Here is a 24,777-nt window from a genome sequence, read left to right as displayed (position 1 = left end):
GCAGTTCCGCCCCCGGAGCCATCCAGGCCACGGGACTGCCGACCGCGCGCCAGTCGCCAGGCCGACCACCTCGGGTAGCACTTTCGGGCTGCGCGCGCCCAGGACGGCTGTGAGCGCGTCACCACGCGAGGCCAGCCACCCTGGTGCTGGTCGGCAGAGCGAACCCGTAACTTTGATCTTGCCATGCGGGTGGACCTGTCACCTTTGGCCGTCAGACGAAAGCGGACGGTGGTTGCTGGGTAGCGTTCATCCTGCCTATCGTCGGCCCTGCTTGCGTGCCTGGTGTAAGCCGAAGGAAAGCTCACCGCGGCACAGAGGATGCGTGGTGGCGGGATAGCAGTGCCTGGTTTCGCCGTACTCCGCGTGTTATGTGGCTGCGCCCGCATGTCCAGGGCTCCAGCGTTTTGCGCAACCGCTGTCGGCACTGTTCCCAATTTCGGAGACGGACAATTCCATGGCCAAATACGCCTCTTCCCCGGATACGACCCGAAAGAACAGCGATCTACCAGACGCCGAAATGGTCGCGATCGTTGGAATTGGATGCCGGCTGCCCGGAGGGGTGACCTCCCCCGAGCCGCTGTGGCGCGTCCTGCACAACAGTGTCAATGCCGTCACCGACATTCCGGGCGACCGCTGGGACGCGGACGCCTACTACGACCCGGAGCCTTCCGTCCCCGGCCGGATGTGCAGCCGCTGGGGCGGGTTCCTTGACGATGTCGGCGGCTTCGACACCGAGTTCTTCACGATCAGCCGGGCCGAGGCGCTGGCGATGGACCCGCAGCAGCGGGTGCTGCTCGAGGTCGCCTGGGAGGCCCTGGAACAGGCCGGCATCCCGCCGGCTTCGGTCGCGGGGACCCGCACCGGCGTGTACACCGGGATGTCGACCGTGGACTACCTGCTGCGCAGCCAGCTCGGCGGCGCCGCGTCGAGCCCCTACTCGGCCACCGGCAACGCGCACAGTGTCGCGTCCGGCCGGATCTCCTACCTGCTCGGCGCGCACGGCCCCGCGGTGTCCGTCGACACCGCCTGCTCGTCGTCGCTGCTGGCCGTGAACATGGCGGCCCGCAGCCTGCTCTCCGGCGAGACGGACATGGCACTGGCCGGCGGGATCAACCTGGTCCTGGGTCCGGAGACGGGCGTCGCCTTCTCGAACTGGGGAATGCTCTCACCGCGTGGGCGGTGCGCCCCGTTCGATGCCGAGGCCGACGGTTTCGTCCGGGCCGAAGGCTGCGGGATCATTGTTCTGAAACGCCTGCGGGACGCCGTCAGGGCCGGCGATCGGGTTCTCGCTCTGATCCGGGGCGGGGCGGTGAACCAGGACGGCCGGTCGAACGGGCTGACGCAGCCGTCGCAGCCGGCGCAGGAGGCACTGCTGCGGGAGGCGCTCGCGGCCACCGGGATCGACCCCGCGCAGATCGGTCTGGTGGAGACCCACGGCACGGGTACCCCGGTGGGTGATCCCGTCGAGTTCGGAGCACTCGCGGCGGTGTACGGGACCGGGGAGAACCCGTGCGCGCTGGGTTCGATCAAATCGAACATCGGCCACCTCGAGGCCGCGTCGGGTATCGCGGGTCTCATCAAGGCCGTGCTGTGTCTGCAGCGCGGTGTCATCCCGCCCAATCTGCACTTCCGGTCCTGGAATCCCAGCATCGACCACGGCGGCAGCCGCTTCTTCGTCCCCACCGAGACGGTCAGCTGGCCGGTTCCTGACGGACCGCGGCTGGCCGCCGTCTCGTCGTTCGGGTTCAGCGGTACCAATGCGCATGTACTGCTCCAGTCCGCCGATCCGGCGGTCCTCCCCCGCCAGCGGACCGCGCGCACCGCCGTCGACGTCGCCGGGGCGCACGCCACCCAGGCCACACCAGTCACGCCGGTCGCGGAGACCACGCCGATCACGGAGACCACGCCGATCACGGAAGCCGCGCCGATCACGGAAACGACGCCGGTCACGGAAACGACGCCGGTCACGCGGGACGTCCCGCGCCCGCTGGTCATCCCCGTGTCCGCGAGTTCGCCGGCGGCGCTGGCCCGGACCGCCGACGGCCTCGCCGACTGGCTTGACGACCACGTGGACGTCCCCCTGCGCGACGTCGGGTGGACGCTGGCGCGGCGCCGCGGTAGCCGCCAGGCGCGGCTGGCGATCACGGCCGCCGACCGCGGCGAGCTGGTCGAGCAGCTCCGCGGCTTCGCCCGCGGCGAGTCCTCGCCCGTGACCGAATCCCGCACGACCCGGGTCCGGGTTCCCGGCCCGGTGTTCGTGTTCTCCGGCCAGGGTTCGCAGTGGGCGGGCATGGGTCGCGAGTTCCTCGAGCGGGAGGCCGCCTTCGCGGCGACGATCGCGCAGGTGGAGCCGCTCGTCCAGGCCGAGTCCGGGTTCTCCGTGACGGGTGAGCTGATCAGCGCCGCGCCCTCGGCCGCCATCGACCGCGTCCAGCCGGTGATCTTCGCGATGCAGGTGGCGCTGGCGGCGACCTGGCGGGCGCACGGCGTCGAGCCCGCGGGGGTGCTGGGCCATTCGATGGGTGAGGCGGCGGCCGCGGTGGTGAGCGGCGCCCTGCCGCTGGCGGACGGGGTGAAGGTGATCTGCCGGCGCTCGCGGCTGATGCGGCAGCTGTCGGGCTCCGGCCGGATGGCCTCGGTGGAGCTGTCCGCCGCGGACCTCGACGCCGAACTGGCCGCGGCGGGCATCGACGACGTGGTCGTCGCGGTGCTGGCCGCACCGACGTCCACCGTGGTGGCGGGGGACGCCGAGCGGGTGAGCCAGCTCGTCGCCGCCTGGGAGGCGCGCGGGCTGTTCGCCCGCGAGATCGCGGTGGACGTCGCCTCGCATTCCAGCCAGGTCGACCCGATCCTGCCGGATCTCGTCGCCGCCCTCGGTGACCTGGCGCCGCGCGAGGCGGCGATCCCCTTCTTCAGCACGGTGCTCGGCGATCCGCTCGGGCAGCCGTCGTTCGACGGTCCCTACTGGTCGGACAACCTGCGCCGGCCGGTTCGCTTCGCGAGCGCGGTCACCGCGGCGCTCGACGACGGGCAGCGCTGCTTCGTCGAGGTCGCGCCGCATCCCCTCCTGCTCCGCTCGATCACCGAGACGATCACGAAGGTCGGGCGGGACGCCGCGGTCGTGGAGACGATGCGGCGGGGCGACGACGTCCACCGCGCGTTCCTCACGCGGCTCGGCGCCGTCCACTGCGCCGGTGTGGCGGTGGACTGGAGCCTCGATCATCCGTCCGGCCGGCTCGTCGACCTGCCGGCCACCGCGTGGAACCACGAGCATCTGATGATCGAGCTCGCGGATGCCACGAGCGCGCGGGTCGTGGCCGTGCACCCGCTGCTCGGCGTACACGTGCAGGTCCCGTCGGCCGAGGGCGGTCATGTCTGGCAGGCGGACGCCGGCACCGCGGCGCTGCCCTGGCTCGCCGACCACCAGGTACGCGACGCCGTGGTCCTCCCCGGCGCCGGCTACTGCGAGATGGCGCTCGCCGCGGCGACGCAGATCTTCGGCACGGACACGGCGACCGAGATCGTCGACATCGAGTTCCGGGGCGTGCTGTTCCTCGACGACCACACCCCGCTCTCCCTGATCGCCGACTACCAGGCAGAGGACCAGGCCGCGCTGCGCATCGTCTCCCTCGGCACGGACGAGGTGTGGGCGGAGCACGCGGTCGCCCGAGCCCGCCGGGTGCCGCGACCGCGGCCACCGGCCCCGGTCGACGTCGAGGCGGCACTGCGGGAGCACCCGACGGCGGGGGACGTCGACGCCTTCTACGAGCGGCTGCGCGCCACCGGGATCCACCACGGGCCGAACTTCGCCGGCCTGACCGCCATCCACCACGGCGACGCGGACACGTCCACCGTGCTGGGACGCCTCGAGCTGCCGACCGGGCTGCGGGCCGAGGCGTCGGCGTTCCGCCTGCACCCGGTGGTGCTCGACACCTGTCTGCAGACGCTGGCCGCGCACCCGGCGCTGGCCACGGCCCGCGACGCCGTCGACGGCCTGAGCCTGCCGCTGGGCGTCGGCACGCTGCGCGTGTACGGCGACACCTCCCGCGGGCGCTACTGCCTCGCCCGGCTGACCCGGCAGGAGGCCACCGCCGCGTTCGGTGACCTGACCCTGCTCGCCGCCGACGGCGCCGTCCTGGCGGAACTGCGCGACGTGCACCTGGGCGGGGCGAGTGCCACCACGGCCGACCTGCGTTTCGCCCGGCGGCTGCTCGGCGTCGACTGGGAGGAGCGGCCGCTGCCGCCGGCCGCCGGCGAAGAGGCGGGCACAGGCAGCTGGCTGCTGCTCTCGGAGGAGGACGACCCGCAGGACATCGCGGGCGAGGTCGTCGTCGGGCTGCGCGCCCGGGGTCTGCGGGCCGAGGTGGTGCGCCTTCCCGCCGGCGAGGAGGGCGACCGCGCGCAGACCGAGCTCGTCGCCGAGTGGCTGCGTGCGGTCCCCGACTGGCGCGGGCTGGTGTTCGTCGCGCCGGGGGCGGCTCCGGGGGCGGCGCCGCACGTCGACCCGCGCGGCCTCACCCGGGCCCGCGACCGCGTCCGCCGGCTGGCTCGGCTGGTCCGCGCGCTCGTCGAGGAGAACGACACGGCGGTGCCCAGGCTCTGGGTGCTCACGCGGGACGTCCAGCCCGTGTTCGAGGGCGAGGGAACGGCGCTGGACGCCGGCGCCCTGCGCGGCCTGTACCGGGTCATCAGCTACGAGCACGCCGAGCTGCAGATCACCCATCTGGACGTCGACGCCACCGCTGGTGGCAAGGACCTGTGCGCGGAGCTGTGCGCCGGGCTTCCCGACGACGAGGTGGCCTGGCGGGCCGGGAACCGTTACCTCGCCCGGCTGCGCACAAGCCCGCTGCGGGACGGCGACCGCCGCACCCAGGTGCGCCGGTTCGGCCGTGACGGCATCACGCTCGGCGTGCGCCAGCCCGGCGACCTCGACTCCTTCGAGTTCGTCGCACGGGACCGGCGCTCCCCCGGACCCGGCGAGATCGAGATCGAGCTGCGCGCGGCGAGCATCAACTTCGCCGACGTCCTGAACGCCATGGGGGTGTACCAGACCGCGGACGGCAAGCCGATCCCGCTCGGCGCCGACGGCGCCGGCACGGTCACGGCCGTCGGCCCGGGCGTGGAGGGCGTCCGGCCCGGCGACCGCGTCGCCGTGATGGACTTCGGGGCGCTCGGAACCTTCCACACGACCCGGGCGACGCGGGCCTTCCCGGTGCCCGACGGCATGACGCTGGAGGCTGCCGCCGCCCTGCCGGCCGTCTACCTCACCGCCTGGTACGGCCTGCACGAGCTGGCCGGTCTCCGGGCCGGGGAGCGGGTGCTGATCCACGCGGCGAGCGGCGGCGTGGGCCTCGCCGCGATCGCGATCGCGCGTGCCGCCGGCGCGGAGATCCTCGCCACCGCCGGTTCCGAACGCAAACGCGCCTACCTGCGCGAGCTCGGCATCCGGCACGTCTTCGACTCCCGGTCCGCGCGGTTCGCCGAGCAGATCCGCGAGCTCACCGGCGACGGCGTGGACGTCGTGCTGAACTCGCTGACCGGGCCGGCGCTGCGGGCCGGCCTCGACCTGCTGCGCGTCGGCGGCCGCTTCATCGAGCTCGGCAAGCGGGACATCTACTCCGACGCGAAGCTCGGCATGTTCCCGTTCCGCCGCAACATCACGTTCGCCAGCGTCGATCTCGGCCTGCTCGGCACCGACCAGCCCGCGCTGCTCGACCGGCTGGTGCGGGAGGTCGGCGAGGAGCTCGCCGCCGGCCGGCTCACTCCGCTGGAACACACCGCGTTCCCGATCGCCGAGGCCTCGGGGGTCTTCCGGTCCATGGGCGCCGGCGAGCACATCGGCAAGCTGATCCTCACCATCCCGGCCGACGGCGAGACGACAGTCGTCGTGGCGCCCAACGACATCCCGGTGATACGGGGCGACGGCGCCTACGTCGTCACCGGCGGCCTCGGCGGGCTCGGCCTGGTCCTCGCCCGCTGGCTCAGCCGCTCCGGCGCCGGCCGGATCGTCCTCAACGGCCGGTCCGCGCCCTCCGCCGCCGCCGAAGCCGTGCTCGCCGAACTGCGGGGCGCCGGCACCGACATCGAGGTCGTCCGCGGTGACATCGCCGTCGGTGACACGGCACAGCGCCTGGTCGCCGCCGCCACAGCCACCGGGTTGCCGCTGCGGGGCGTGCTGCACGGCGCCGCCGTCGTCGAGGACGCCGTCGTCACCCTGATCTCCGACGAGCTCCTCGACCGGGTGTGGCAGCCGAAGGTCGTCGGGGCGTGGCGGCTGCACGAGGCCTGCGAGGGCCACGACCTGGACTGGTGGTTCGGGTTCTCCTCGGCCGCCGCCCTGCTCGGCTTCCCCGGCCAGGGCTCCTACGCCGCGGCGAACGCCTGGCTCGACACCTTCACCAGCTGGCGGCGCGCCCAGGGCCTCCCCGCGATCAGCGTCAACTGGGGGGCCTGGGCGGACCACGGCCGCGGCGCCTCGTTCGAGGAGCGCGGCTACGCCATGATCGACGTCGAGGAGGGGCTGGACGCCTGCGAGCGGCTCCTGCGCCACGACCGGGCCCGGGCCGGCTACCTGCCGGTCGACCAGCCCACCTGGCTGGCGCACTTCGGCGCGACGATCGACTCGACGTTCCTGGCCACCGTCGCGATCGGCGGCGGTGCGGGCGGCGGCCAGGCGGCGAACGCCCTCCTCGACGAGCTGGGCACCGCCGACCCGGCGACCCGGCGGAGCCTGCTGGAGAACTACCTGATCGGCGAGGTCAGCGGCATTCTCCGGATCGACCGGGCGGCCATCGACCCGCGGACTCCGCTGCTCGACGTCGGTATGGACTCGCTGATGATGCTCGAACTGCGCACAAGGATCGAGAAGGGCCTGGGCCTGCGGGTCGCGACCAAGGTCCTGTGGGCGCACAGCAGCCCGACGGCTCTCGCCGCCCACCTGGCCGACCGACTCGACCAGGTCGCAGGCGCCAACCCGGTGCCGGCGCCCGGCGCGCCCGCGCCCGCGCCCAGCACCACGACCTCGGCCACGGCCACGGCCACGGCCACGGCCACCAGCGCATCGGCGCTGCGCACCGCGACGCCGACCGGTGGGACCGCCGGATAGGCGACACGCGACGTCGCCCGCGCGACGGGCCACAGCGGTCGGTCGCCCGCGGCGAGCGCGTTCCTGACCGGGACGCGCTCGCCCAGGGCCCACCCGCCGGCAACATACGGAGTACTCGTCCTTGTTTCCCCCGCTTTTACTTCCTCCTCCGTGACATTGCCGGATGGACGCGTGGCGACCATCATCGCGATGGCCACACCACCACCACTGGCGCATCCTCCGAATTTGGCGCGCTGCCGACGCCCAGGATCGATATCCTGCCCAGGACCTGTCCCGTCGGACCATCTTCCCCGTCAAACCAGCCGCCTATTTCGAGACCGTGGAAAGGCTCCGTCTGTGTTAATTCGGGTCGGTTCGGGTTCACCAGAGGCAGAACGAAACGTGGACGCGACCGCGCAGACACCGGCTCCCCACACCGGGGACGGGGGCCGGCGGCGGTCGGGGGCCAGCCGCCGCGAGGACATCATGAGGGCCTTCGCCATGCTGGTCACGGACAGAGGCCTCGACGCGGTGTCCATGGAAGCGGTCGCGGACCGCGCCGGAATCAGCCGGGCACTGCTGTACAAGCATTTCACGAGTCGGGATGGTCTTATCACGGCGGTCTACCGAAGAGAAGTAGACGTCGGGCATCACGAGATCCTCGCGGCGATGCGAGCGGCCAGAACAATCGAGGGGATGTACGAGGCACTCGCCCGCGGTTCGCTCCGGGCGGGCAGACAGCGCTACCCCCTGTTCGTGGCCCTGTTCGCGGCGGCCCAGCGCAGCCAGGAGGTACGCCATGAGGTCCACACGCGGGTGGATCAGATCTGTCAGCTCCTGGTCGAGCGAACGTCGCGGGAGCTCCGTGTCCCCGCGGAGCGGGCCCGGCTCGCGAGCGACATCCTGATCTCGGCGATCTCCACGATCATGCGCGAGTGGTACGGCAATCCGACCGACAGCACCGCCACCCGCCTGATCGACACCTACCTGACGCTCGTCCGCGGCGGCCTCGCCGGACTCGCCGACACCGAACCCGCCCCCGCGACCGCCCCCGCGACGGCTTCCGCCGCCCCGTACGTCGGAATGAGCTGACAAGCGGCTATAGCGGCCGGGCATAGCCCGCCGCCCAAAGTTGTATTGGCAGGGCCTGACAGCACGGCCCTAGCATTGCTGCGAACAGCCACAACGGGGCTGCGTCGTTTCGGCCGCATGCAGGTAGGCATGCATGACGGCAGCCATGTTCCTTTCCCTGCCCGGGTGCGGTCGATCGTGCCCCGAGCATGGAGACTTACAACGTTTCCGGGCACGCCCGCCAGCATCTCGATACAGCGACGCCCGGGGGGAGAGAGAAACCATGGAACCTGATCTGCGCGGCGGACTCCCGGAGGACCGCATGGGCAACACCCACAGCCCGTTCGGGGCGGATGACCGGCCCCGGTCGAGCGTTTCCGGCGCCGCGCGGTGAGCGGGTTCGGCTGGGCGACCACGGCCCTCGAGGTGGTCCGCACCACGGACCTGCGCGGTCGGCTCGCCATCGTGACCGGGGCGTCGTCCGGAATGGGGATCGAGACGGCCCAGGCTCTCGCCGTCGCGGGTGCCGACCTCGTCCTGGGCGTCCGTGACGTCGCCGCCGGCGAGGCGGTCGCCCGTGACGTCCTCGCCGGTGCCGCCGGAACGATCAAGGTGGCCCGTCTCGACCTGAGCGACCTGGACGCGGTCGCCGAGTTCGCCGGGGCGGTCACCGGGCCGGTCGACCTGCTGATCGCCAACGCCGGGGTGTCGCAGACCCCGGACACCCATCTCCCCAACGGGCTGGACGTGCGTTTCGCCACCAACCACCTCGGCCACTTCCGGCTCGCGGCCCTGCTCCGGAGCCAGCTGGCCAAGCGGGGCGCCCGGATCGTCGTCGTGAGCTCGGGCGGGCACAAGGGAATCCCCGTCAGTCTCGACGATCCCGGTTGGCGGACGCGGGAGTACAGCATGGGGCTGGCCTACGCCGAGTCGAAGAGCGCCAACATCCTGTTCGCGCAGGAGGCGACCCGCCGCTGGAGCGGCGAGGGGATCTTCGCCAACGCCGTGCTGCCCGGGACGGCTCTGACCGGGCTCCAGCGCCACCACTCCGACGCGCAGATGCGGCGGATCGGCTTCGTCACGGACGAGGGCACACCCGCGCCGATGGTCAGGACGGCGGCGCAGGCGGCGGCCACAGCCGTCTGGGCCGCGACCGCGCCCGAACTCGCCGGTCGGGGTGGCCTGGTGCTGGAGGACTGCGGCCTGGCCAAGCCCGTCGGCCCCGACACCCATCCATGGTCGGGCTACGACGACTCGGTCGCCGACCCCGACAGCGCCCGCCGCCTCTGGGAGATCTCGACCCGGCTGATCGACGAGCTCACCGCCCCGGCCGGCCCAGGACCTGCCCCGTCCTGACCCGACGTGGTCGGGTCAGGACGGGGCGCTGCGCAGATCAGGGTCATGGCCTCCCGTCCACCTGGACGAAGTAGGAGGCCATCGCGTCGGTGTGGGTGGGGAACACGAGCCGGTGCGGTCGCGTGAGGACCAGCCACTCCGCGGCCTCCTCCGTCCGCACCACGGGAGGCAGCTCGGCCCGCGACCGCACCGGCAGGAGGCCGAACACCAGCACGAAGCCGCCGTCGTTCCCGCTGTGCACGTCGAACAGGCGGACGTCACCCGCGGGCGCGGGGATTCCCGTCTCCTCCCGCAGCTCCCGCACCGCGGCCTCCTGCCAGGTCTCGCCGACCTCCATGAAGCCTCCGGGCAGTGCCAGCTCGCCACGACCCGGGTCGATGTCGCGGCGCACCACCACCAGACCGCGCCCGCCGTCCGGCTCGGCGACGGGCAGCAACACCACCGCGACCGGAAGCGGGTTCCGCCAGGTGGTGTCGCCGCAGGCGGCGCACACCCGCGGCCACACCGCGTCGGGTTGGTACCGCGTACCGCAGGAGGAGCAAAACGCATTCCGCATGGGCCCTGACGATATTCGGTCCGTGCCAGGGCTCCAGCCCCGCACGGCCTCGCACGGTCTCGGGCCCACCCGCCCGGGATTTTCTTGACTAAGTACAAATACAGAGGTCAAGCTAGCCGTCATGACCAAAGGCGAGTTGGGCCTCGAAGAGCGTGTACGGCTACTGGAGGACCGGGCGGAGATCCTGCAGAGCCTGTACGACTACGGCGAGCTGCTCGATACCCGTGATCTCGATGCCTGGGCCGAGCTGTGGGCCGAGGACGGCGTGTTCGAGATGAGCACGGGCCGCACCGCGAACGGCCGGACCGCGATCAGGGACATGCTCGCCGCGGTGATGGAGCGGAGCGCGACCCCGGTGATCCACATGGAGATGAACCCGCGGATCACGCTGGAGGGCGACACCGCCCGCTCGACGATGCTCTACGGAGTCGCCCGCACGCAGGATGACGGGCTGACCCGCGTCATCTGGCTCGGCCACCACCACAGCCGTCACGTGCGCACGCCGGACGGCTGGAAGATCAGTTACCGCCGCAACACCGTGGACCTGCCGGAGACCGGCCATCCCTGATCGGATCGATCGCCCCCGGAGCGTCGCTCGGGACCCGTCGCCCGGGTCAGCCCCAGGTGGAGAGATCGCGACTCAGGGAGCCGGTGAACGCCCCGGCGTACTCGTGGACGGCAGGTCTGCGCTCCAGCGTTCCGGTTCCCGCCGTCGTCGGGTCATCCGTCCACAGGTCGGACAGCGTGACGACGGCCGGGCCGTCGGGCGTGGGGTGGCGAAGCGGGAGCGCCGCGCCGGCCGGCATGGCGGTCGCGCCGCGCACGACCACCGTGGCCCCGAGGATCTCGTCGAGGACCGGCAGAGCCGTCGTCGCGTCGTCCCCGGCCGAGGCGGTCGTGGTCGTGGTCACGGCGACCCGCAGGTACCAGCGGGGACCCGCAATCCCGATCACCCGGCTGTCGCCGCTGCGGAACTCCGGGCCGTACCGACCCGAGACGACCCCCGAGGCGCCGGGGGCCGCGGCGTGATCACCACGGATCCCCTCCCACCCGTCGTGGCTCCTCGGCGCGGCGAAGGCGGCCATCCGCACGGTGAACTCGCCGGTCCGCAGGACGAGTTCCGGAACGGAGCGCTCACCGAGGCCCGGCAGTACCTCCGCCGTCATGCCGGCCTGGACGGCGACACGCAGCGCGCCGAAGTCGACGTGGCGGGACGCCGCTGCGGATGCGTCCCGGCCGGACGGGTCGAGTCGTGCCGCGTCGACCTCGCCCCAGGGCCCGGCGTGCGTGGGCGCGCCCTGGCCCGGTTCCGCGTCCTGGCCCGGCTCCGAGGGGACACCGTCCGCTGCGGGCCTGCGACGACCGAACATCGTCGACCTCCGGCATGCTCCGGCGACCGCCGGATGGATCGCCTCTCCCGCAGTGTCACCCGACCCCCTCCGCGCCGCAAGGCGCCGTCGCACCGAGGACAGCCAGGCAGGCCGGCCGGCGTCCACGCGGAGGCCGGGCGGGAAGGGCCGGGTTCCGCGACTCGCACAGGGACCCCACAGGCGCACAATGAGGGCATCGGATTTGAACTTCGTCAAGAACTGCGGAACGAGGAGAGACTCGTGGACAAGAACGAGATGATCCTGGTCAGCGTGGACGACCATGTGATCGAGCCACCGGACATGTTCGAGCGCCACCTGCCGAAGCGCTGGGCCGAGGCCGCCCCGCACGTCGTCACCCAGGGCACCGCCAACCAGTGGATGTACCGGGGTAGGCCGGCCGGGCTCGTCGGCCTCAACGCCGTGGTCGGCTGGCCGCCCCTGGAGTGGAACAGCGAACCGTCCGGGTTCGCCGAGATGCGTCCGGGTGCCTACGACATCCACTCCCGCGTCCGCGACATGGACCGCAACGGCGTCCTGAGCTCGATGTGCTTCCCGACCTTCGCCGGCTTCAGCGGTGGCCACCTGATCCAGTTCCGGGACGAGACGACGACCGCGGTGATCCAGGCGTACAACGACTGGCACATCGACGAGTGGTGCGCCACCTACCCGGGCCGGTTCATCCCGCTGGCCATCGCCCCGATCTACGACCCGCAGGCGGCCGCCGCGGAGATCCGCCGCGTCGCCGCGAAGGGCGCCCGGGGCATCGCCATGCCCGAGATGCCGCACATCGACAACCTGCCCAGCTACCACGACGAGGACTACTGGAAGCCGATCTGGACGGCCATGTCCGAGTGCAACGTGGCCATGACGCTGCACATCGGGATGGGCCTGCGGTCGCTCACGATGGCTCCCGGAGCGCCCCGTGACCACACCATGATCCTCGCGTGCCAGATCTCGGCGCTCGCCGCCCAGGACCTGCTCTGGGGCCCCGCCTACCGCAACTACCCCGACCTGACGTTCTCCTACGCGGAGGGCGGCATCGGCTGGGTGCCCTTCTACCTGGACCGCTGCGACCGCCACTACACGAACCAGAAGTGGYTGCGCCGCGACTTCGGGGGCAGGCTGCCGAGCCAGGTCTTCCTCGAGCAGTCGCTGGCCTGCTTCGTCACGGACCCGCACGCCGTCGCCGCGCGCCACGAGGTCGGCATGGACATCATCGCGTGGGAGTGCGACTACCCGCACTCCGACTCGATCTGGCCGGACGCGCCCGAGTGGCTCGAGCAGGAGTTCACGAAGGCCGGCTGCACCGACGCGGAGATCAACAAGATGACCTGGGAGAACGCCTGCCGGTTCTACCACTGGGATCCGTTCGCGGAGCTGCCGAGGGAGCGGGCCACCGTGGGCGCGCTGCGGGCGCTCGCCGCCGACGTGGACACGACGATCCGGCCGCGCGCCGAGTGGGCCGAGCTCTACCGCCAGAAGCACGCCACGGTCTGATCCCGGCCAGCTCACTCACGCAGGCGGCGGCCTCGGAGGACTGGCCGCCGAGGCCGCCGCGCCGTCCGCTGCCCTCGAGCACTGCAGCGTCGCGCTGTACATCCCCGAGGCCGGCGGCCCGACGGGTATAGCGGCGCAGCAGTGTGAAAGCGAAGGACAAGGAACTGTTTAGCACCAGCGGGAAACATCGGCTCCAGGCGCCGTCGCGCGGACATCGCCGCTCGAGGCGTACGAGGACTGGACGTCGACTATGGAGAAACCGATGGTGGCGACCGCTGCCGGGATCGTGGGAACACAGCCCGCCCACGATGACGGAACCGTTCCTGATCTACTCGACCTGCACCGCTCGGGACAGCTGGTGGAGCACTACCCGGCAGTCCAGGGCCTCCTGAGCGACCTGTCCGAGGAGCAACTGCTGCGCGCCGGCCGTCTGCTGGCCAGGGTCGACCCGGCGGAGGTGCTGGCTCGCCATCCTGGGATCACTGCGCTGACGATCGCCGTGGTCGGGCACGGGACGCTGGCCGGGCTCGTCCCGCCACTGACCGCGGAACTCGCCCGGCACGGACTGCTGGCACGTCTGCACCTCGGAGCCTTCGGCAGCTACGTCGCCGACCTCGCGGATCCCGCGAGCGACCTGTACGCCGCACGGCCCGACCTGGTGCTGTGCCTTCTGGGCCCCGATCTGATCTGGTCCGAGGTCACCGCCCCGTGGCGGCCCGACGACGTCGACCGGATCTGGGCCGAGAAACTCGCGCTCCTCGAGGGCCTGGCGCGGCATTTCGAGGACGTCGGACACGGCGTTCTCGTGCTGAACACCACGCCGCTGACCCGCACGCACACCGCACAGCTGGTCGACCATGCCTCCCGCGCCCGGCTCGGAGCGGTCTGGCGGGAGGCCAACGCCCGGTTGCTGGGGCTCGCAGAACAGCACCCGGCCCTTGTCGTGGTGGACACCGACCCGCTGCTGGCCGGTGGCATCCCCGCCCGGGACACCCGCATGAGCCTCTACGCGAAGGCGCACCTGTCCGCCGAGCTGCTCGCCGCGTACGCCCGCGAGATCGGTCACCTCGCCCGCGCGGTCACCGGCCGGACGAGAAAGACCCTGGTGCTGGACCTCGACGGCACCGTGTGGGGCGGAGTTCTCGGTGACGACGGGATCGACGGCATCGAGATCGGCGAGACGTACCGGGGTGAGGCGTTCCGCACGTTCCAGCAGGTCGTGCGGCAGCTCGGTTCGCAGGGCGTGCTGCTGGCCGCCGTCAGCAAGAACGACGCGGAGACGGTGCACGACGTCCTCGCCCACCATGCCGACATGGTCCTGCGCGAGAGCGATCTCGTCCGGGTGGTCGCCAACTGGCACCCGAAGCACGACAACCTGCGGGAGCTGGCCACCGACCTCAACCTGGGTGTCGACAGCCTCGTGTTCGCCGACGACAGCCCGTACGAGCGGGGCCTGGTACGCCGGGAGGTACCGGAGGTGGCGGTGGTCGCCCTCGACGACGAACCGGCCCGCCACGTCGAGGCACTGCTCGCCGACGGCTGGTTCGACGTCCGGGTGCTGACCGAGGAGGACCACGAGCGGCCGGCCCGGTACCGCGCGGAGGCCGACCGCCGCGGCTTCCTGCACAGCTTCGACTCGCTCGACGGCTACCTGCGGGAGCTGGGAGTCCGCGTCCTGCTGGCGCCGGCGACGGACAGCCAGGTCAACCGGATATCCCAGATCACGTTGCGAACCAACCAGTTCAATCTCACCGGCGAGCGGCTGCAACCGGCCGCGGTCGCCGCGCGGACCCGGGATCCGGAGTCCCTGGTGCTGGGCATCCGCTGCTCGGACCGGTTCGGGGACAACGGCCTCGCCGGCGCCGTGCTGGCCTACCGCGAAGACGACACCGTCCACATCGACAACTTCCTGCTCAGTTGCCGGGTGTTCTCCCGGGGCATCGAGCAGGCCTGCCTGTCCGCGGTGCTGCGGCACGCGCGCGACACCGGAGCGGACGCCGTCGTCGGCACCTACCGCGAGACGCCCAGGAACGGCAAGGTGCGCGACTTCTACCCTCGGGCCGGCTTCGTCCCCGTCGGGGCGCCGACGGCACAGGGGGCCGTGTTCCGCCACGACCTCACCGAGATCCTCCCACCCCCCGACCACGTCGCGCTGGCCGTACAGCTGGCGGGAGGAGAGACGCCGTGAAGACCGTCGACGACCTCGTGACCATCATCCGCGACGAGATCGGCCTGCCGGTCACACCCGCGGACGCCGAGCTGCCCCTTCCCGACGTGATCGGCTGGGACTCGGTCCACCTGCTTGCCCTCTGCGTGATCCTGGAGCGCGAGACCGCCCGCCCGATCTCCCTGCCGGACGTCCTGGAAGCGCCCACCCTGAAGGCGATCTACGAGGTGGCCGTCAGCACCGGGCAGTCCTGACTGATCGCGCCACAGCCGACCCCCACCCGGCCGCGGTGCGTGAGCGGCAGGTGACCGCACGCCGGTGCGCCGGGCTCGGCGGCCCCGGCGCACCGGCGCGCCGGCAGCTCAGGCGCCCGGCCGCTCAGGCGTGCACGGCCCTCAGGTCGAGCTGATGGTCCGCGGCGAGGATCGCGCGCTGGAGATCTCGCAGCGCGCGGCCCGGTTCCAGACCGAGTTCGTCCCGCAGCGTCGCCCGGGCCGACTGATAGACCTTGAGCGCGTCGCCCTGCCGCTCCGACCGGTACAGCGCGATCATGAGATGCCGGTGGAAGGTCTCCCGCAACGGGTGTTCGGCCGCCAGCGCGTAGAGCCACCCGACGAGCTGACGGTGTCGACCGAGCGTGAGTTCGCATTCAATCATCAGCTCGATCGACTCCAGACGGTACTCCTCGAAACGAGTCGAGAAGTTTCGCACGACCGGGCTGTCCCGCAGCTCGTCGAGAACGGGTCCGCGGTAGAGATCAAGCGCCGTGCGGAGGCTTTCGGATGCCTCGTGATAACGCTCCGACCTGTACAGGGAACGCGCGGACTGGACCTTGCGGTCGAATTCGTGAAGATCGAGCTCTCCGGGGCGGACGCGCATCATGTAGCCCGAGGTCATGGTTTGCAGGGGTGATCCGGAGCCACCGGATCCACTGGAGCCGCCCCAGAGTTTACGCAGCCGCGACACGTGGACGTGTACCGCGGCCGCCGCCCTGCTGGGCGGGTTTGCACCCCAGATCTCGCCCTGCAGCTGCTCGATTGTGRCTCCCTGCGGGGATTTGATGAGCAAATTGGCAAGGAGGATGGCTGGCTTGCGCGCGCTGGGGGTCAGGTTGCGGTCTCCGTCGCAGACCCGGAGCGGGCCGAGGATCTTGTAGTTCACGTGGTTCTCCGACCTTCGTGACGGCTCTTTCAGGGTTTCGACTACTGCCTGTGGCACCGGATGAAGAGGCCCGACAAACCGCGGCGCCGCCGGCCGCCGGAGGCGCGGAACACCGGGCGACCGGATGGCGGGCAGGCAGTGGCGGACGGACGCCYGGCGACCGTCCCGACCGGCACGGGTACTCCAACCGACGTGGGACGCGTCCCGTCCAGCCGACGCGAGAAGCACCCCGGGAAAGGCGGCTATTCGCTTGTAGGGCAGAGGAACCACGACAGGCACGTGCGCCCTCCGCCTGGAGCACGGCTACGGCCTCCCGCCGCACCGGTGCCGGCGAGAGGCCCGGGCCGAGACCCGAGGCCGGAGCGCGCGGGTCGGTTCACGCCACTCGGCTCCCCAGGCGGGACGCCACGCTCGCCCGCCCGGAAAGCGGGAGAGCATGAGCGACAAAAAAGTGACGACCCTCACTGCCCAGGACAGGAGGTCGTCACCACCAGGCAGAAATCGATGTGACGACGGCGGGACAGCACGAGAAGCCGTCTTCCCATCAGCCCGACCCCTCCCACAGACGCGATCAACTCGTCCTACCAGCACGCTCGCCGACCTGGCGTACTTCCGACCACRCACCCGACCGCGGGTACGGCTAACGGACAGCACACTTAATCGGGGGTATTTGACAGAATACGTACCGCGCACGACGTTGGCAAGCGGTCCCTATCAAGGGCGGCGGGAGGCGGCCGACGGAGGACCCAGGAAGGAGAACCTGAAGCATTCGACACCGCCGGATCGGCGGCCTTCCGCGGCCCGCACAGGAGGTGATCAGCCCTACGGGACGTGGATTGACCGCATCTTCGACGCTCCCCAACCATGGCCTGGAGAGCGCGGAATTAATTCGAGAACGAAAACAGAAAACAGCAGGAAAAGCTCGGGGGAAGCCAACGAAAAGCCGGCTCACCGACACGCGAAGACCACTCGTAGCACATTCGGCCGGACGCATCGGCGGCTTGCGCACACCGGTACGCATACTCCGGCCGACCCGGGCACCGCGGGGCGGGGACGCCCGCCGGAGGCTGCCGGAGCTCCCGCCCCGGGGACAGTGCGGGGCCCACCCGCATGACGGCACCGGGGACCGCACACCTGCCCTGCCTGGTCGGAAGGTCGCCGAGCGAGCCCCGCCGGCCGGCGTGCCTGCCGCACCCGCCAGCCGGCCCGCGACGGCATGCGGATCATCGCCCACCCGGTCGACCCCCGGGAAAACCCTTCCGGTGTCGTACTTAGTATTGTACTGACAGGTTCATATAACTAGAGTGGTAGATAAGGTGGACTACGGAAGGGCGAGCCACCCCCGACCCACCCGTAAGGGGAGAAAGAACCGTCGCATCAGTGCCCGCCCGGCCCGCGACAACTCTCCGCAACGACTCCCGTCCGACATACCCGCATGCACATCGAGCACCCGAGGTGGACAGCAGCCGTGGCAGACGCGATGGGCCTGACCCGCATCGGGGTCCGGCCGGTTACCGCCCACACCGGAGCGGACGTCGACGGGGTCGACCTGGGCGAGGACCTCGACGACACGACGGTCGCGGAGCTCCGTGCCGCACTGCTGCGCTGGAAAGTGATCTTCTTCCGCCGGCAGGCCATCGGCCATCGCGAGCATGTCGACTTCGCCCGCAGGTTCGGCGTGCTCACCCGCGCCCATCCGCACGAGGACGAGACACCGCCGGGCTTCCCCGAGGTGCTTCCGCTCGACAGCCGGCGGTACGAGGCCGCGTTCGGCCGCAAGTGGGCCACCTTCGACAACGGATGGCACTCCGACGTGACAGYCCTGGTCAACCCGCCCGCCGCCGCGGTCCTGCGGGCCGAACAGGTCCCTCGGTACGGCGGGGACACCGTCTGGACGAACCTCGTCGCGGCATACCAGGGACTGCCTGGTCCGCTGCGGGACCTGGCCGACCGGCTCCGCGCCCGGCACAGCTTCGGCCGCACCCACGAGACCGGTGGCTCCTACGCGAGCCGGGACGCACGCAGTCCGCTCTCGGCCATTCACCCGGTCGTCCGCGTCCATCCCGAGACCGGGGAGCACGCTCTGTTCGTCAGCCCCAGCTTCACGCTGGCCGACCAGCAGGTGGTCGGGCTGTCACCACGGCAGAGCCAGGACGTCCTGGCTCTGTTCCACCGTGAGATCACCCGGTTCGAGTACACGGTCAGGTTCCGCTGGGAGCCCGGGAGCGTGGCGTTCTGGGACAACCGTGCCACCGCCCATCTCGTGCCGGGCGATCTGAACGACCTCGAGTTCGAGTTCGACCGGGTGCTCTACCGGGTGACCCTCGAAGGCGATGTCCCGGTGGGGGTCGACGGCGAGCCGTCCGAGCTCGTCTCCGGACCGCCCTACCAGGGCGGCGGCTGAACCGACGGCAGCACGGCGGCCGGAGACCGCGTACCGACACCGCCCCTGGGGATCCAGCCGATCGCCAGGGCACCAGCCCCGTCCAGGGACGGGAACGCATACAGACAGGAAGGGAGCGAGCATCGATGAGAGCATCGCGACGGCCGGTGCCGGCACCGCCGGCTCCCGTGGCCACCGCCGGTGACGGCTCCCTCCTGCCTGGGCGCACGACGTCTCCTCGGACGGGGCCGACCCGGCCGGGGGCGGAGTGGCTCGGGGCGGTCTGGGCGCCGCGRCACGACACCCCGAATGTGGTTCTGACGTCCCGACGCCATGTCGACTACGGGCGGCTGAGCACCACGCTCTGTCGACGCTGACCGTCCGGAGCCGCCGCCCGGGAACAACGCCAGGTCTCGACCACCTCCTGCCGCGGCAGCTTCACACGAGGACATCCCCGCGGCGTCCGGCGCGCCCCTCCCGGTCGGGCCGCCGAGGTCGCGGGCCTCACGGTCATCCCAGGCCCGACCGGGCCTCCTGAGCCGGGCCTCCTGAGCCGTGCTTCCCGAACCGTGCCCCGGCCGTCCGCCGGAGGTCGCCGTCCTTCGTCCTTCGTCCTTTCGTTCTTCCCCGGGGGGAGTCTTTCCTTGTCGTCTCGAGTGCATCCATCCAGACGTCTCGGGCGCGCCCGAGCCGTCCTCGTGCCCGTGCTGGCGGCCGCTCTGGCAGCCACCGCCTGCGGGTCGGACAGCGAGGACGGCGCCAACAGCGCTGCCCGGTCGCCGAAGCCCGGCGGCACGCTCACCTTCGCCTTCGCCAGCGACCCCACCTGCCTGGACCCGCACCAGATCCAGCTCAGCGAGGGCCTGACGATCGGCAGGCACATCGTGGACACGCTGACCGACCAGGACCCGAAGACCCTGGAGATCGTCCCCTGGCTGGCCGAGCGGTGGGAGGTCAGCGAGGACGCGAAGTCGTACACGTTCCACCTGCGGGACGGTGTCACCTTCAGCGACGGCGCCCCGCTCGACGCCGCGGCGGTCAAGGCCAACTTCGACGCCGTGGTGACCCTCGGGGCCAAGGCCACGCTGGGCTACGCCTACCTCAGCGGCTACGCGCGCACCGTCGTCGTGGACGACCGGACCGCGCGGGTCGAGTTCGACACCCCGACCGCCCAGTTCCTCCAGGCCACGACGACGCCGAGTCTCGGCCTCGTCTCGCCGGCCAGCCTGAGCCGCACCCCGGCCGAGCGGTGCTCGCAGCCCCCGGTCGGCTCGGGTCCGTTCGTCGTCGACAGCTACGTTCCCAACCAGCGCGTCGAGCTCAGCCGGCGGGACGACTACGCCTGGTCCTCCCCGCTCGCCCGGCACCAGGGCGCGGYCTACCTCGACAAGCTCGTCTTCACGGTCGTCACCGAGTCCGGCGTCCGCACCGGCAGCCTGGAGTCGGGCCAGGTCGAGGGCATCTCGGCCGTCGCGCCCCAGGATGCGCCCGGGCTGGAGACGCAGGGCCTGACCCTGCTGCCGACGGTCCACGCCGGGATCGTGTCGAACCTGCACGCGAGCCCCAGCCCCGGCCGCCCGGTCGTCAGCGACCCGAGTGTCCTGCCCGCGCTGCAGCGCGCGATCAACCGGGAGCAGATCGTCGAGGCGCTGCTCAACGACGACTTCCTGCCGGCGACGAGCATCGTGTCCAGCAGGACTCCGGGCCACGCCGATCTCAGCTCGCTGATCAGCTACGACCCCGCCGCCGCGGAGAAGCTGCTCGACGACGGCGGCTGGCGGCCCGGCGAGAACGGCATCAGGTCCAAGGACGGCCAGCGCCTGCACCTCGACCTGCTGTGGGTGCCGTCCGGCTTCGGCCCGGAGCAGTCGATCATCGAGCTCATCGGGCAGCAGCTCGCCGAGGTCGGCATCGACCTCGGGGTGAAGCGGCTCTCGCTCGCGCAGTTCCAGCCGCTCTACCAGGCCAACGACTACGACCTGTTCTGGGCCCGGGGAACGACACGGGCCGATCCGGACATCCTGCGGACCATCTTCGGCTCCAAGAAGCCCCCGGCGCCCGGCTCCGTCCAGGAGAGCATCGACCGGATCCTCGGCGACCAGAACGCGGCCACCGACCCGGACCGGCGCTCCGAGCTCGTCGAGCAGGCCCAGCGGCGGGTCCTGGAGACCGGCTACGGCATCCCCGTGCACGAGCAGACCACGATCATGGGCTTCTCGCCGAAGGTGCGTGACGTGACCTTCACCGCCCACTCGTGGCTGCGGTTCACCGACTCCTGGATCGCGGACTGACCCACGGCGGTCCAGGGCCGGGCCCGATCCGCGCGGGGGCGGACCGGGCCCGGCGGCACGTCCGACGGGTGCGGAGGGCACGACGATGACGAGATACCTGGTACGCCGTTTCCTGCAGGCACTGTTCGTCCTGTGGTCCGCCTACACCGTCTGTTTCGCGGTGCTGTACCTGCTGCCGAGCGACCCGGTGTCGCTCATGGTCAGCGCCGGGTCCGAGCAGAGCATGGTCGACGACGCGCAGGTCGAGGCGCTGCGCGCGCAGTACGGGCTGGACCGGCCGGTCACCGTCCAGTACGTCGACCACCTCTGGCACGCGCTGCGCGGCGACTTCGGCGTCTCGGTGCAGAGCGGCCGGGACGTGACCCGGGTCTTCCTCGACGTGCTGCCGGCCACTCTGGAACTGGCGGCGGCCGCGTTCGCGCTCGCCCTGCTGCTCGGCCTCGGGCTGGCCTACTGGGGCACGTACGCGCGGCGGTCGTGGATCCGCCAGACGCTGTTGTCGATCCCCCCGTTCTGGGCGTCGCTGCCGACCTTCTGGGTCGGGCTGATGCTGGTCCAGCTGGTGTCCTTCCGGTGGGGCCTGCTGCCTGCCACCGGGAACGAGGGCACGCGCAGCCTGCTGCTGCCCGCCGTCACCCTCGCCCTGCCGACGGCGGCCGGCATCGCCCAGGTGTTCGCCCGGAGCCTGCGCGCCACCGAGACGGAGCACTACATCACGACCGCGGCGGCGAAGGGCGCCTCGCCGCGGCGGGTGCATCTGCGGCACTCCGCACGCAACGCCGCCCTGCCCGCGCTGACACTCGCCGGTGTGTGGGCGGGCAACCTGCTCGCGGGCTCGGTGGTCGTCGAGACCGTCTTCTCCCGGACAGGGGTCGGACGCACCACCGCGACCGCCGTGGGCACCCAGGACATCCCGGTCGTGCTCGGTCTGGTGATCCTCAGTTCCCTGCTGTTCACGGTGGTCAACCTGGCCGTGGACCTCACCTATCCCCTGCTGGATCCGCGGATCCTGGGCAGCGCCGCGACACACCCGTTGAAAGCGCGGGCACGATGACCGAATCACCTGCCGTGACCGCCGCGGTCACGGCTGCCGGCCCGGTCACCGGGACCGGCCGGACGGGCCCGCAGCCCGCCCCCGACCGCCGGGCGGCGGCCGGCACCGGAAGCGGCCGCCGGCTGCTGCGCGCCGCGGGATACCTGCTGCGCCGCCCCGGGCTGGCCCTGTCGATCCTGCTGTTGCTCACGGTGCTGGTCGCCGCCTTCTTCCCGACCCTGCTGACCTCGGACAACCCGCTGCGCGGCGAGGTGGCCGAACGGCTGCGGGGACCGAGCGCCGACCACTGGTTCGGCACCGACCAGCTCGGCCGCGACCTGTTCACCCGGATGGTGCACGGCGCCGCGCTGTCCCTGCAGGCGACCGTGCTCGCGGTGGCGGTGGGCCTGGCCAGCGGGGCGGCGCTCGGGCTGGTGTCGGGCTTCTTCGGCGGCCGGACCGACGCGGTGATCATGCGGCTGGTCGACCTCGCCCTGGCCATCCCAGCCCTCCTGCTGGCCCTCGCGCTGATCACCGCACTCGGATTCGGCACCGTGAACGTCGCACTCGCGGTCGGGGCGACCAGCGTGGCGGCCTTTGCCCGCGTCACCCGCGCCGAGGTGCTGCGGGTGCGCACGGCCGTGTTCGTCGAGGCGGCGGTGTCCTGCGGGGCCCGGCGCGATCAGGTGCTCCTACGGCATGTGCTGCCGCATGCATGGGGGCCGGTCCTCGTCCTCGCCGCACTGGAGTTCGGCACCGCCGTGCTGGCCGTCTCGGCGCTCAGCTTCCTGGGGTTCGGCGCGGCGCCACCCACGCCCGAATGGGGCTCCCTGGTGTCGGACGGGCGCACCTACCTCGCCACAGCCTGGTGGCTGACGACCATGCCGGGGCTGACCGTGGTCGCCACCGTCCTGGCCGCCAACCGGGTCGCCCGTGCGTTCGAGGGAGAACAGGAGAAGGGACGTTGACCGACTCGCCGGACGGCGCGCTGCTGGCGGTGCGCGGCCTACGGGTGTCCTACCGCAGCGGCGGGACGGCCACCGACGTGGTGCACGGGATCGACCTCGACGTCCGGCCCGGCCAGGTCGTCGCCCTGGTTGGGGAGTCCGGGTCGGGGAAGAGCACCACCGCGCACGCCGTCATCGGCCTCCTCCCGGCCGGAGGACGGATCGAGGGCGGCGCCGTCCGGTTCGCCGGCGTCGACCTGACGGCCCTGCCGGAGGCGGGGCTGCGCGGCTACCGCGGCCGCGACATCGCGCTCGTCCCGCAGGACCCGACGGTGTCGCTGAACCCGGTCCAGCGCATCGGCGCTCAGGTCGCGGAGGTGCTGCTGATCCACGGCCTGGCCAGCCGGCGGACGGCACCGGCCGCGGCGGTCGCCGCGCTGGCGCAGGCCGGCCTGCCCGATCCGGCCCTGCGGGCCCGGCAGTACCCGCACGAGCTCTCCGGCGGTATGCGGCAGCGGGCGCTGATCGCGATCGCGTTCGCCGCCGAGCCCAGGCTCCTGATCGCCGACGAGCCGACCAGCGCGCTCGACGTGACGATCCAGCGCCGGATCCTCGACCAGATGGAGAAGATGATCGGCGAGCACGGGACAGCTGTCCTGCTGATCACCCACGATCTCGCGGTGGCCGCGGACCGCGCCGACGAGATCGTGGTCATGTCCGGCGGCGCCGTGGTGGAACGCGGCCCGTCCCGCCAGATCCTGCGCGACCCGTCCCATCCCTACACCCGCCGGCTGATCGCCGACGCGCCCAGCTTGGCCGACGTGGCCGACGTGGCCGCACAGGCCGTAATCGCACGGTCGCCGACGGTCGCACGGTCCGTCGCGGCCACGTGGTCCGTCGCGGCCGAGTCGGTCGAACCGACCGGGGCCTCTGCCGCGGCGGCGGAGGCCGGAACGCCGCCGCTGCTCGTGGCCGACGGCCTCGTCAAGGACTTCCCGCTGCCCCGGACCTCCGGGGGTCCGCGCTCGGTCCGCGCCGTCGACGACGTCAGTTTCACCGTTGGCCGGGGCGAGACGTTCGCCCTGGTGGGCGAGTCCGGCTCGGGCAAGTCCACCACCGCGAGGCTGGCGCTGCGACTGTTGGACCCCACCGCCGGCCGGATTCATCTCGACGGCGTCGACGTCACCGACCTGCGCGGCGCTGCGCTGCGAAGGCTGCGCCGGCGCATGCAGGTGGTGTACCAGAACCCCTATGCCTCGCTCGATCCGCGCTTCAGCGTGGCCGAGACGATCGAGGAGCCGCTGCGGCTGTTCGGAGTGGGATCGCGCGCGACCCGCCGGGCCAGGGCCCGGGAGCTCCTGTCGCAGGTCGCCCTCGCCGAGCAGCTTCTCGAGCGCCGCCCCGCCGAGCTCTCCGGCGGCCAGCGTCAGCGCGTCGCCATCGCCCGTGCCCTGTCCCTGCACCCCGACCTGGTCGTCTGCGACGAGCCGCTGTCCGCCCTCGACGTCACCGTGCAGGCGCAGATCCTCGACCTGCTGGCCGGCCTCCAGACGGAGCTCGGCCTGTCCTACCTGTTCATCACGCACGACCTCGCGGTGGTCCGGGCGATCGCGGACCGGATCGGGGTCATGCGCGGCGGGAAGCTCGTGGAGGTTGCCACTCCTCGCGAGCTGTTCGACAACCCCCGCCACGAGTACACCCGGGAGCTTCTCGCCGCCATCCCCGGGCGGCGCACCGGGTTTAGCCGCGGACAAGGCGGTTGTCAGGCCCCCCGGCGACGATGAGTCCAGCAACGGACCGCCACGCCGGCCACGGAAACCGCGGTGCGGGGAGTGGAAGAACGTCTTTTCTCGACCGCCCA

At 71.8% G+C, this 24,777-nt stretch carries 15 protein-coding genes; 12 read left to right on the top strand and 3 right to left on the bottom strand.

What is annotated here, in order from left to right; all coding sequences use genetic code 11:
* The first annotated feature begins 454 nt into the window (after window positions 1-454).
* From CC117_RS09970 to CC117_RS09960, 3 genes are all read left to right on the top strand, one after another.
* Entirely contained in the window at window positions 455-7,105 is a 6,651-nt protein-coding gene (locus CC117_RS09970; protein ID WP_084131855.1) for a type I polyketide synthase, read from the top strand.
* Between the two features lie 381 nt (window positions 7,106-7,486).
* Window positions 7,487-8,176, top strand: a complete 690-nt coding sequence (locus CC117_RS09965) for a TetR/AcrR family transcriptional regulator (protein ID WP_071083441.1) — start codon at window positions 7,487-7,489, stop codon at window positions 8,174-8,176.
* Window positions 8,177-8,545: 369 nt separating this feature from the next.
* The gene (locus CC117_RS09960; protein ID WP_071083440.1) at window positions 8,546-9,511 is read left to right on the top strand and encodes an SDR family NAD(P)-dependent oxidoreductase; all 966 of its coding nucleotides are present in this window, start codon (window positions 8,546-8,548) and stop codon (window positions 9,509-9,511) included.
* Window positions 9,512-9,554: 43 nt separating this feature from the next.
* On the opposite strand, the gene CC117_RS09955 is transcribed toward CC117_RS09960, so the two are convergent.
* Window positions 9,555-10,067, bottom strand: coding sequence for an NUDIX domain-containing protein (locus CC117_RS09955; RefSeq protein WP_071083439.1), 513 nt, complete (start codon window positions 10,065-10,067; stop codon window positions 9,555-9,557).
* 121 nt (window positions 10,068-10,188) lie between these two features.
* Here CC117_RS09955 and CC117_RS09950 point away from each other — a divergent pair, with 121 nt between their 5' ends.
* On the top strand, window positions 10,189-10,635 hold the full coding sequence (locus CC117_RS09950) for a nuclear transport factor 2 family protein (RefSeq protein WP_071083438.1): 447 nt from the start codon (window positions 10,189-10,191) through the stop codon (window positions 10,633-10,635).
* Between the two features lie 46 nt (window positions 10,636-10,681).
* On the opposite strand, the gene CC117_RS09945 is transcribed toward CC117_RS09950, so the two are convergent.
* Window positions 10,682-11,437, bottom strand: a complete 756-nt coding sequence (locus CC117_RS09945; protein WP_071083437.1) for a DUF3710 domain-containing protein — start codon at window positions 11,435-11,437, stop codon at window positions 10,682-10,684.
* A gap of 240 nt (window positions 11,438-11,677) precedes the next feature.
* Here CC117_RS09945 and CC117_RS09940 point away from each other — a divergent pair, with 240 nt between their 5' ends.
* The 3 genes from CC117_RS09940 (at window position 11,678) to CC117_RS09930 (ending at window position 15,355) form a co-directional block, all read left to right on the top strand.
* On the top strand, window positions 11,678-12,934 hold the full coding sequence (locus CC117_RS09940; RefSeq protein WP_084131849.1) for an amidohydrolase family protein: 1,257 nt from the start codon (window positions 11,678-11,680) through the stop codon (window positions 12,932-12,934).
* Between the two features lie 262 nt (window positions 12,935-13,196).
* Window positions 13,197-15,122 carry an HAD-IIIC family phosphatase gene (locus CC117_RS09935; RefSeq protein ID WP_084131874.1) on the top strand — a complete coding sequence of 642 codons (1,926 nt, stop codon included), beginning with the start codon at window positions 13,197-13,199 and terminating at the stop codon, window positions 15,120-15,122.
* Window positions 15,119-15,355, top strand: a complete 237-nt coding sequence (locus tag CC117_RS09930; protein ID WP_071083436.1) for an acyl carrier protein — start codon at window positions 15,119-15,121, stop codon at window positions 15,353-15,355. Before CC117_RS09935 ends, CC117_RS09930 begins: the two co-directional genes overlap by 4 nt.
* A 124-nt stretch (window positions 15,356-15,479) precedes the next feature.
* Here CC117_RS09930 and CC117_RS09925 read toward each other — a convergent pair whose 3' ends face one another.
* On the bottom strand, window positions 15,480-16,262 hold the full coding sequence (locus tag CC117_RS09925; protein WP_071083435.1) for an AfsR/SARP family transcriptional regulator: 783 nt from the start codon (window positions 16,260-16,262) through the stop codon (window positions 15,480-15,482).
* A 1,480-nt stretch (window positions 16,263-17,742) separates the two neighbouring features.
* On the opposite strand from CC117_RS09925, the gene CC117_RS09920 reads away from it, so the two are divergent.
* From CC117_RS09920 to CC117_RS09900, 5 genes are all read left to right on the top strand, one after another.
* On the top strand, window positions 17,743-18,666 hold the full coding sequence (locus CC117_RS09920) for a TauD/TfdA dioxygenase family protein (protein ID WP_071083434.1): 924 nt from the start codon (window positions 17,743-17,745) through the stop codon (window positions 18,664-18,666).
* A gap of 677 nt (window positions 18,667-19,343) precedes the next feature.
* Entirely contained in the window at window positions 19,344-20,936 is a 1,593-nt protein-coding gene (locus CC117_RS09915) for an ABC transporter substrate-binding protein (protein ID WP_198541791.1), read from the top strand.
* An 85-nt stretch (window positions 20,937-21,021) separates the two neighbouring features.
* Complete coding sequence (locus tag CC117_RS09910; protein WP_071083432.1) at window positions 21,022-21,990, top strand: ABC transporter permease; 969 nt, start codon at window positions 21,022-21,024, stop codon at window positions 21,988-21,990.
* Window positions 21,987-22,937, top strand: coding sequence for an ABC transporter permease (locus tag CC117_RS09905; RefSeq protein ID WP_084131843.1), 951 nt, complete (start codon window positions 21,987-21,989; stop codon window positions 22,935-22,937). Before CC117_RS09910 ends, CC117_RS09905 begins: the two co-directional genes overlap by 4 nt.
* Window positions 22,934-24,700 (top strand): dipeptide ABC transporter ATP-binding protein, encoded by a 1,767-nt coding sequence (locus CC117_RS09900; RefSeq protein WP_071083431.1) that lies wholly within the window; start codon window positions 22,934-22,936, stop codon window positions 24,698-24,700. The genes CC117_RS09905 and CC117_RS09900 overlap by 4 nt, the downstream gene beginning before the upstream one ends.
* Window positions 24,701-24,777: the final 77 nt, after the last annotated feature.

The sequence above is a fragment of the Parafrankia colletiae genome, assembly GCF_001854655.1.
In the GTDB taxonomy this organism is placed as follows: Bacteria; Actinomycetota; Actinomycetes; order Frankiales; family Frankiaceae; genus Parafrankia; species Parafrankia colletiae.
The sequence above is the reverse complement of the archived record's forward strand: the minus strand, read 5'-3'. Positions and strand labels throughout refer to the sequence as shown.

Bases quoted from the DNA above. Each gene is read 5' to 3' on its own strand.
- CC117_RS09970 (WP_084131855.1), top strand. From the start codon at position 455: ATGGCCAAATACGCCTCTTCCCCGGATACGACCCGAAAGAACAGCGAT.
- CC117_RS09955 (WP_071083439.1), bottom strand. From the start codon at position 10,067: ATGCGGAATGCGTTTTGCTCCTCCTGCGGTACGCGGTACCAACCCGAC.
- CC117_RS09950 (WP_071083438.1), top strand. From the start codon at position 10,189: ATGACCAAAGGCGAGTTGGGCCTCGAAGAGCGTGTACGGCTACTGGAG.
- CC117_RS09945 (WP_071083437.1), bottom strand. From the start codon at position 11,437: ATGTTCGGTCGTCGCAGGCCCGCAGCGGACGGTGTCCCCTCGGAGCCG.
- CC117_RS09935 (WP_084131874.1), top strand. From the start codon at position 13,197: ATGGTGGCGACCGCTGCCGGGATCGTGGGAACACAGCCCGCCCACGAT.
- CC117_RS09910 (WP_071083432.1), top strand. From the start codon at position 21,022: ATGACGAGATACCTGGTACGCCGTTTCCTGCAGGCACTGTTCGTCCTG.
- CC117_RS09905 (WP_084131843.1), top strand. From the start codon at position 21,987: ATGACCGAATCACCTGCCGTGACCGCCGCGGTCACGGCTGCCGGCCCG.